The 8,503-nt window shown below is 70.9% G+C and carries 8 protein-coding genes and 3 pseudogenes; 3 read left to right on the top strand and 8 right to left on the bottom strand.

The genetic code is table 11. The features are described from left to right. Nucleotides 1-1,123: MFS transporter (locus AOK01_RS37160; RefSeq protein WP_055519568.1), on the bottom strand; the 1,123-nt coding region annotated here is incomplete at its 3' end. A 125-nt stretch (nucleotides 1,124-1,248) separates the two neighbouring features. Here AOK01_RS37160 and AOK01_RS37155 point away from each other — a divergent pair. Beyond that, nucleotides 1,249-2,241: an aldo/keto reductase gene (locus AOK01_RS37155; protein WP_055519566.1), complete on the top strand. Its 993-nt coding sequence runs from the start codon at nucleotides 1,249-1,251 to the stop codon at nucleotides 2,239-2,241. Nucleotides 2,242-2,532: 291 nt separating this feature from the next. On the opposite strand, the pseudogene AOK01_RS42155 reads toward AOK01_RS37155, so the two are convergent. From AOK01_RS42155 to AOK01_RS37130, 6 genes and pseudogenes are all read right to left on the bottom strand, one after another. After that, nucleotides 2,533-2,649: pseudogene (locus AOK01_RS42155) on the bottom strand (fasciclin domain-containing protein); the annotation flags it as partial. 93 nt (nucleotides 2,650-2,742) lie between these two features. Beyond that, nucleotides 2,743-3,513 (bottom strand): anti-sigma factor, encoded by a 771-nt coding sequence (locus AOK01_RS37150; RefSeq protein WP_055519564.1) that lies wholly within the window; start codon nucleotides 3,511-3,513, stop codon nucleotides 2,743-2,745. Then, nucleotides 3,510-4,094, bottom strand: a complete 585-nt coding sequence (locus AOK01_RS37145; RefSeq protein WP_055519562.1) for a sigma-70 family RNA polymerase sigma factor — start codon at nucleotides 4,092-4,094, stop codon at nucleotides 3,510-3,512. Before AOK01_RS37145 ends, AOK01_RS37150 begins: the two co-directional genes overlap by 4 nt. Before the next feature lie 235 nt (nucleotides 4,095-4,329). After that, on the bottom strand, nucleotides 4,330-4,974 hold the full coding sequence (gene thpR, locus AOK01_RS37140) for an RNA 2',3'-cyclic phosphodiesterase (RefSeq protein ID WP_055519560.1): 645 nt from the start codon (nucleotides 4,972-4,974) through the stop codon (nucleotides 4,330-4,332). A 51-nt stretch (nucleotides 4,975-5,025) separates the two neighbouring features. Next, nucleotides 5,026-6,294 (bottom strand): MFS transporter, encoded by a 1,269-nt coding sequence (locus AOK01_RS37135; protein ID WP_055519557.1) that lies wholly within the window; start codon nucleotides 6,292-6,294, stop codon nucleotides 5,026-5,028. A 184-nt stretch (nucleotides 6,295-6,478) separates the two neighbouring features. After that, a complete protein-coding gene (locus AOK01_RS37130) occupies nucleotides 6,479-6,916 on the bottom strand; it encodes a MarR family winged helix-turn-helix transcriptional regulator (RefSeq protein WP_055519556.1) in 438 nt (145 codons plus the stop codon). Nucleotides 6,917-7,080: 164 nt separating this feature from the next. Here AOK01_RS37130 and AOK01_RS37125 point away from each other — a divergent pair, with 164 nt between their 5' ends. After that, nucleotides 7,081-7,263, top strand: coding sequence for a hypothetical protein (locus AOK01_RS37125; RefSeq protein ID WP_055519570.1), 183 nt, complete (start codon nucleotides 7,081-7,083; stop codon nucleotides 7,261-7,263). A 47-nt stretch (nucleotides 7,264-7,310) separates the two neighbouring features. Here AOK01_RS37125 and AOK01_RS37120 read toward each other — a convergent pair. Continuing rightward, nucleotides 7,311-8,366, bottom strand: a pseudogene (locus AOK01_RS37120) (NCS2 family permease); the annotation flags it as partial. Here AOK01_RS37120 and AOK01_RS43175 point away from each other — a divergent pair. After that, nucleotides 8,361-8,503 (top strand): annotated as a pseudogene (locus tag AOK01_RS43175) (NCS2 family permease); the annotation flags it as partial. The pseudogenes AOK01_RS37120 and AOK01_RS43175 sit on opposite strands and share 6 nt — an antisense overlap.

The raw sequence follows: 8,503 nt of genomic DNA, 5'->3' as shown, positions 1-8,503 counted from the left end.
CCGTGCCGACGGCCGACGCGAGCGGGCCCGCGGCCAGGAGACCCAGGGGGGCGAAGGCCAGGGAGCCGAACCATTCGTACGAGCTGACGCGGGAGATGACCTCCTCGGGGATCTCGCGGTGGAGGGTCGTGGTCCACAGGACGCTGAAGACGTCCGACGAGACGCCCGCGCAGAACATCGCCGCGGCCACCGACCAGACCGGCGCGCGCAGCGCGAGCAGTGCGATCGGGGCCGCCGCCGGGAACGTGGCGAGCACCGCCACCAGTACGGGCCTGGCCACTCGGACACGTGCGGCCAGGCCCGCCCCCGCGATCGTGCCGAGGGCCTGCGCGGCCACGATCAGCGACCAGGCGCGCGCGCCGCCGAGGTGCCGCTCGGCCACCAGCGGACCGAGCACGCCGACGTTGGCGTTGAGGGCCGCCACCACGAACCCGTACTGGACGACCACGACCCACAGCCACTGCCGGGACGCGAACTCCCGCCAGCCGTCCCGCAGATCGGCCCAGCCGGAGGACGCCTTCCGCGGGCGTGCCGTCACCCGCAGCCCCCTGATGAGCAGGGCACTCGCGGCGAACGACGCGGCGTTGATGGCCAGCGCCCACCCCGCGCCGACGAACGCCACGGTCACGCCCGACAGCGCGAGCCCCAGCAGCATCGACGTGTTGGTCCCCATCTGCAGCAGCCCGTTGGCCCGTTGGAGGCGGGCCGCCGGCACGAGCAACGGCACCACCCCCGTCATCGCCGGCGCGAACAGCGCGGTCGCCGTACCCGCCAGGGCGGCCAGCAGACACAGGGCCGGCAGCGGTGCGTGCCCGGTGAGCACCATGACCGCCAGACCGGCGTAGGCGGCGCCGCCCAGGAGGTCGGACACGACCATGAGCCGCGAGCGCGACATCCGGTCCGCGATCACGCCGCCGGCCAGGATGAACAGCAGCTGCGGCAGGGCCTGGCAGGCCAGCACCAGGGACAGCCGTCCCGGGCTCGCCCCCGGCAGTTCCAGTACCGCGAACGCCAGCGCCACCCGCGCGAAGGCGTTGCCCAGCACCGAGACCGTACGAGCGGAGAACAGCAGCACGAATCGCCGGTCCCGCCACAGGGGCGGAACCGCTCCGGGGGTCGTCATGGGCGATCACCCTAGGAGACCCGGGCAAGAAGGCGCCGGGAGATTCCGGGAAGTCCCCAGGAGGTCCCCGGGAGACCGCGGACATGGTGTTGCTTAGAGCGCACTCCACGCCGTTGGCTGGAGCCATGAAGTACACGCAGCTGGGACGCACAGGACTCAAGGTCAGCCGACTGGTCCTCGGAACCATGAACTTCGGGCCGCAGACGGACGAGGCCGACAGCCACGCGATCATGGACGCGGCACTGGCCGCGGGCATCAACTACTTCGACACGGCCAACGTGTACGGCTGGGGCGAGGACAAGGGCCGTACCGAATCGATCATCGGAACCTGGTTCGCCAAGGGCGGCGAGCGGCGCGACAAGGTCGTGCTCGCCACCAAGGTGTACGGGAACATGGGCGCCGACGGCGAGGCCTGGCCCAACCACGACAAGCTGTCGGCCGTGAACATCCGGCGAGCCGTGGAGGCCTCCCTCAAGCGGCTCCAGACGGACTACATCGACGTCTACCAGTTCCACCACATCGACCGCAGCACTCCCTTCGAGGAGATCTGGCAGGCCGTCGACGTCCTGATACAGCAGGGCAAGATCCTCTACGTGGGGTCTTCGAACTTCCCCGGCTACAAGATCGCCCAGGCCAACGAGATCGCCGCGCGCCGGGGCGGCACCATCGGCCTCGTCAGCGAGCAGTGCCTCTACAACCTCGCCGAGCGCCGCGCCGAGATGGAGGTCATCCCGGCCGCGCAGGAGTACGGGCTCGGCGTCATCCCCTGGTCTCCGCTGCACGGCGGACTGCTCGGCGGTGTCATCAAGAAAGAGGTCACGGGCGGACGCCGGGCGAGCGGCCGGGCCGCCGACACCCTCGCCGACCCCACCGCACGGGCCCAGATCCAGGCGTACGAGGACCTGCTCGACAAGCACGGGATCGAGCCCGGCGAGGCCGCCCTGGCCTGGCTGCTCACCCGTCCCGGCATCACGGGCCCGATCGTCGGCCCGCGCACCGCCGGACAACTGGAATCCGCGCTACGAGCCGCCGAACTGGAACTGAGCGACGAGCTCCTGACCGGCCTGGACGAGATCTTCCCCGGCCCCGGGCCGTCGCCGGAGGCCTTCGCCTGGTAGGGCCACCGGCAGACCGGTACTCCTACCAGTAGGCCGCTACCACCAGTAGGCCAGCAGCCCGGCGGGGCGGCGGACGGTCGCCTAACCGACCGCCGCCGCCAACGCCACCACGACGAACATCAGCACAAGCACGCCGGCCATGATCCGGTTCCGCGTCTTCGGGTCCACGCACCGAGCGTAACCGCACTCGCTCGGACGCCTCCCCCTAGGGGGCTGTTTCCCCGTCGGCCTTCACCGCCCACAACCAGGCGGTGGAGGCCGACGTCACGCACGGGGGCCGGACCGTGTCCGTCAGCTGGTGGGCATCAGGACGGTGTCGATGATGTAGACGTTGGCGTTGGCGGTCTTGACGTTGCCGCAGACGACCTTCGCGGAGTCGTTGACGGTGTACGACTCGGCGGACGCGCTCCGTCGGGCGAGGCGGCCCACCAGGACGTAGAGCACCACGGCTCCCGCGATCGAGCCCGGCCACGAATACAGGTAACGCCGGATTTCACTCGATCAAGCGGGGAAGTCCACCAGAGCGAGCGGGCTGGTGGTGGGCTGCTCCGAGCCGCCCGCGGGTTCGACGGTGACACCCATGCCCGAGGCCCCGTCCACGGCCCCGCGCAGCAGGACGGCCTGGTCGCTGCGGCCGGGGTCCAGCAGACCGGCGGAGCGCATGGTGCCGTCGTCGTCGAACCACAGCTGGTAGACCTTGCCCGCGGGCGGATGCGTCATCCCGGCGGCGAGGAACACCGCCTGGTCCCGCTCACGTGAGACAACCACGGTGCCGGCGGCACCGCCGGCCAACCGCGCGACCCGGGTCCTGGCATCCGGTGCGGCGAGCACCGCGGCGATCCGCTCTGTTCCCTGCTCGGCCCGACGCGCCTGGCCGAGCGCGTCCTCGGCCCGTTGGTGCTGCCACACCGTGGTGCCGCCGAGCGCGGCCGCAGCCGCCACGCAGGCGGCCAGCGCCCACCGGGACAGCAGCCGGGCCCGCAACCGCGCACGGCCCGAACGAACCGGCTCCGACTCCGACTCCGGCTCCGGCTCGCTGGGAGACGCCTGGCGCACGCTCGCGATGCGGCGCAGCACCTGCTCACGCATCTCCCGGCGGGGCGCCACCGAGACGGCAAGACCCAGGCGGGCCGCGGTGGCGCCCAACTCGGCGGTCTCCTGAGCACACGGTGCGCAGTCCGAGAGATGCCGCTCGAACGCGTCGCGCTCCTCGTCGGACAGGGCGTGCAGGGCGTAGGCGCCGGTCATGCGGTGCAGTTCGGCGGTGGTCATGCGGTCACCCCCAGGCAGTCGCGCAGCCGGATGAGCCCGTCGCGCAGCCGAGTTTTGACGGTGCCCAGCGGAAGGACGAGGGACTCCGCGACCTGGCGATAGGTCAGTCCGCGGTAGTAGGCCAGCGTGACCGCCTGGCGCTGGATGTCGGTCAGCGTGCGCAGACAGCGCCGCACCTGTTCCCGCTCCAGCCGTGTCTCGACCTGCTCGGCCACCTCGTCGTACTCGGGCGTACGGTCCAGCAGGGCGGCCTTGTGGTCCCGGGCGGCCACGGCTTCCGCGTGCCGGACGCGGTCCACCGCCCGCCGGTGGGCGAGGGTGAGGATCCAGTTGATCGCCGTCCCGCGTTCGGAGCGGTAGCGGGGTGCGGTGCGCCACACCTCCACCAGAACCTCCTGGGCCACCTCCTCCGACTGCGCCCGGTCGCGCAGAACGGCACGGACGACACCCAGCACCGGGCTCACGACGGCGTCGTAAACAGAGGCGAACGCCTTCTCGTCCCCCAGGGCCACCCGGCCCACCAGCTCTTCCAGGTCCGGCTCCGTCGATGGGTTTCTGCCGATATGCACGGCTTCTTTCACAACGCCCTCCGCAGTCGAGACATCTCGACGTAATCCGATCCTGCACCGGCCGGGGATTGGTCCGGGCAGCCACGAAAACGCAGGTGACGCCATGGCTGTCGACGTGCACGGTCACGGCGCCGCGAAGCCCGGCGCCGTGCCGGCCGCGTACACCGGACCTGGTCCCGGATCGCGTCGACGACGCCGACGCCGACGCCGCGCGGTCCGGTCGGGCCGACGCGCGCTTGTGACCCGATCACACACGAGCCGCCGCTCCTCGGGAGGGCGACCCGCCGAGGGCCCACCGCGCCAGTACCTCGTACCGCGGCTGCTCCCCGGGTACCCCCGAGACGGGCAGCCGGCTCCGCATCAGGCACAGCTCACCGGCCGTCCAGGCCCGTCCCTCGAACCCGTCCAGCGCCGACACGTACGGGGCGAAGTCCGCCGGTCCACGGCTGCGGGCCAGCGTGAGGTGCGGCCGGTACCCGTGGTGTTCCTCGCGTGTCACGCCCGCCTTGCGCCCCGCCGCCTCCGCCCGCTCGGCGAGCAGTCGCAGTGTCCGTACGTCACCGGTGGCGCCCACCCACAGGGCCCGTCCCCCGAACCGGCCCCCGCCGCGCAGGGACAGGGCGAAGGGAGCCGTACGCCGCGCCGAGCGCTCCAGCCGGGCCGACAGATCCGGTACGAGCTCGTCGTCGACCTCTCCGTAGAACGCGAGCGTGAAGTGCCAGCCGGCCGGGGCCGTCCAACGCAGCCCTTGGCCGCCACCGGTTCCGGCTCCGACACCGGTTCCAGTTCCAGAATCAGATCCAGATCCGGGCAGCTTTCGCAGCTCACCGACCGCCGAACCGAGCTCGGCGGTCGCATCCGGTGGCGGCAGCACGGCGGCGAAGAGTCTCATGCCGCCAGTCTCCCCGCCCCCGCGGCTGAGCCGAGGCCCCGGCCTACTGGCCTACGCCGCCGTCGCCAGCTCCCGGGCCCGTGGCACGAAGCGGACGTGCGGGTGGCCGTTGTGCCAGCCGACCGACAGGCGCAGGCCGCCGACACGGGCCAGGGCCAGGCCGACGGTGGCCGCCGCAAGGGCCGAGACGACTCCGCCGGCGGCGAAACCCACCCGGGGCCCGTACGCGTCCGTGATCCAGCCGACGACGGGTGCCCCCAGCGGCGTACCCCCCATGAAGACCATCATGAACAGCGCCATGACCCGCCCGCGCATGGCGGGGTCGGTGCCCATCTGGACCGCGGTGTTGGCCGTGACGTTGACGGTCAGGCCGGCCATCCCTATGGGCACCATGAGGAGGGCGAAGAGCCAGTAGGACGGGGCCAGCGCGGCCAGGATCTCCAGGACTCCGAAGGCGACGGCGGCGGCGATCAGCACGCGCAGCCGGGCCGTGCCGCGCCGGGCGGCGAGCAGCGCGCCCGCGACCGAGCCCACCGCCATCAACGTGTTGAACAGGCTGTATCCGCCCGCGCCGGCGTGGAAGACGTCGTCCGCGTAGGCCGAGAGCCAGACGGGGAAGTTGAAGCCGAAGGTGCCGATGAAGCCGACGAGGATGATCGGCCACATCAGGTCGGGGCGGCCCGCGACATAGCGCAGGCCCTCGCGGAGCTGGCCCTTGCCGCGCGGGGTGCGCTCGACCTCGTTCAGCTCGCGGGAGCGCATCAGGAGCAGGCCCGCGATGGGCGCGACGAACGACAGCCCGTTGAGCAGGAACGCCCAGCCCGTGCCGAACCCGGTGATGAGCAGGCCCGCGACGGCGGGTCCGACCAGGCGGGCGGACTGGAAGTTGGCGGAGTTGAGGCTGACCGCGTTCTGCAGCTGGCCGGGGCCGACCATCTCGGCGACGAAGGACTGCCGTGCCGGGTTGTCGATCACCGTGGCGAGGCCTACGGCGAAGGCGGCGACGTAGACGTGCCAGACCTGGACGTGTCCGCCGAGAGTCAGGAAGGCGAGCGCGAGTCCGGTGAGGCCCATCGCGGCCTGGGTGGCCAGCAGGGTCGGGCGCTTCGGCAGGCGGTCGACGAGGACGCCGCCGTAGAGGCCGAAGAGCAGCATCGGCAGGAACTGCAGAGCGGTGGTGAAACCGACGGCGGCGGAGGAGCCGGTGAGGCTCAGCACCAGCCAGTCCTGGGCGATGCGCTGCATCCAGGTGCCGGTGTTGGAGACGACCTGGCCGGTGAAGAACAGCCGGTAGTTCCTGATCTTCAGCGAGCTGAACATCGAGGAGCGGGTCTTGGGTGCGGGCGGGGAGTTGTGGTCGGCAGGAGCGGGGGCGGAGTCTGCTCCGGGTCCCGTACTCAACGGCGTTCGCCTCCTTGCGGGGTGGTGCGGGTGGTTCTTGGTACCTGCGGTGCGATTGCTACTGGCGGTGCGTGGGTGGTGCGTATGCGGGGTGCGTGGCTGTCTACAGGTGTGCGAGCTTCTCCAGGACGGGGGCGGCCGCGCGCAGCTTCGCCCACTCGTCCTCGTCGAGGCCGTCGACGAGAGTGGCCAGCCACGCGTTCCGCTTGCGGCGGCTCTCCAGGAGCATGGCCTCGGCCTGCTCGGTCTGCGTGACCACCTTCTGGCGGCGGTCGTCGGGGTGCGCTTCGAGGCGGACCAGACCCTTGGCCTCCAGCAACGCCACGATGCGGGTCATCGAGGGCGGCTGCACGTGCTCCTTGCGGGCGAGTTCGCCCGGCGTGGCCGTGCCGCAGCGGGCGAGGGTGCCCAGGACCGACATCTCGGTCGGGCTCAGTGACTCGTCGACCCGCTGGTGCTTGAGTCGGCGCGACAGACGCATCACGGCGGAGCGCAGGGAGTTCACGGCGGCTACGTCGTCGCCATGGGTGAGGTCAGGCATGTTCTTTAGAATAACTCATTACTCTAGCTAAAGACCACCGGAGCACCTCGGAAATGGCCGTGACCCCTGCCACTGAACAACGCAGGGAACCATCTATCACTCATATGAGTGAGACGGCTGCGGAAAGTGACACGCGGCGGCGGATGGCAACGACCCTCGTACCCATGGGGACCACTGTGCTCAGCCTGCGGATAGACGGGGAGCTGCTGGACCGGCTCCGGCACCATGCGGCGAAAAGAGGAATGAGCGTCCAGGACTACGTCGTCCGGACGCTCGTTCGCGATGACTTCGACGAGCGGTTCCAGACCGCGGTCGAGGAGACGGAAAAGTTCTACGGGGTCCAGTGAGCCCCCGGGGCGGCGGTAACGCCGGGCTCACCGACCGCTCGCCGTCATCAGGTCAGGCCCAGCGCCGGCATCAAGTAGTAGAAGGCGAAGACCGCCGACACCACGTACATCGCGACCGGCACCTCCCGGCCGCGCCCGGCCGCCACCCGCAGCACGACGAACGTGATGAAGCCCATCCCGATGCCGTTCGTGATCGAGTACGTGAACGGCATCATCAGCATCGTCACGAACGCGGGGATCGCGATGGTGTGGTCGGCCCAGTCGATCTGCCGGATCGAGCCGGACAGGATCAGGAACCCGACCGCGAGCAGCGCCGGAGTGGCGGCCTGCGACGGGACCATCGTGGCGACCGGTGTCAGGAACAGCGCGACACCGAAGAGCGCGCCGGTGACCACGTTCGCGAAACCGGTGCGCGCGCCCTCGCCGACGCCCGCCGTGGACTCCACGAAGCAGGTGGTCGCGGACGAGGAGGTCGCGCCGCCCGCGGCGACCGCGATGCCGTCGACGAAGAGCACCTTGCTGATGCCCGGCATGTTGCCGTCCTTGTCGGTCAGCTTCGCCTCGTCGCCGATGCCCATGATCGTGCCCATCGCGTCGAAGAAGCACGACAGCAGGACCGTGAAGACGAAGAGCACGCCGGTCAGTACGCCGACCTTGCCGAAGCCGCCGAAGAGGCTGACATGCCCGACGAGCCCGAAGTCGGGGCTCGCGACCGGGTTGCCGGGCCACTTCGGGGTGGTCAGGCCCCAGGAAGGCACCTCGGCGACCGCGTTGATCACCACGGCGACGACCGTCATCGCGACGATCGAGATGAGGATCGCGCCCGGCACCTTCCGCACCATCAGCGCCAGCGTGAGCAGCGTGCCGAGGACGAAGACCAGCACGGGCCAGCCGTCGAGGTGCCCGGTCCCGCCGAGCTGCAGCGGCACGGTCGTCTGGGCGACGTCCGGGATGCGCGACACGAAGCCCGAGTCGACCAGGCCGATCAGCATGATGAACAGGCCGATGCCGATCGCGATGCCCTTGCGCAGGCCGAGCGGTACGGCGTTCATGACGCGCTCGCGCAGACCCGTGGCGACCAGCAGCATGACCACGAGGCCGGCCTCGGGGTCAACACGGTCGTCGCGCTCCAGCTGGCGCCCCGCATGTCCTGGCCGGACGCGATGGGCATGGTCGTGCTGGCCGGCCTCGTGGTCATGCTGCTGGTCGCCACGGGTCTGCGCGAGCGCGTCATGAACGC

The sequence above is a fragment of the Streptomyces aurantiacus genome, from assembly GCF_001418335.1.
GTDB classification, from domain to species: domain Bacteria; phylum Actinomycetota; class Actinomycetes; order Streptomycetales; family Streptomycetaceae; genus Streptomyces; species Streptomyces aurantiacus.
This window is presented reverse-complemented; position numbering and strand designations above follow the sequence as displayed.

Excerpts from the sequence above, each read along its gene's own strand:
- AOK01_RS37155 (WP_055519566.1), top strand. The coding sequence starts at position 1,249 with ATGAAGTACACGCAGCTGGGACGCACAGGACTCAAGGTCAGCCGACTG.
- AOK01_RS37150 (WP_055519564.1), bottom strand. The coding sequence starts at position 3,513 with ATGACCACCGCCGAACTGCACCGCATGACCGGCGCCTACGCCCTGCAC.
- thpR (WP_055519560.1), bottom strand. The coding sequence starts at position 4,974 with ATGAGACTCTTCGCCGCCGTGCTGCCGCCACCGGATGCGACCGCCGAG.
- AOK01_RS37135 (WP_055519557.1), bottom strand. The coding sequence starts at position 6,294 with ATGTTCAGCTCGCTGAAGATCAGGAACTACCGGCTGTTCTTCACCGGC.
- AOK01_RS37130 (WP_055519556.1), bottom strand. The coding sequence starts at position 6,916 with ATGCCTGACCTCACCCATGGCGACGACGTAGCCGCCGTGAACTCCCTG.
- AOK01_RS37125 (WP_055519570.1), top strand. The coding sequence starts at position 7,081 with ATGGGGACCACTGTGCTCAGCCTGCGGATAGACGGGGAGCTGCTGGAC.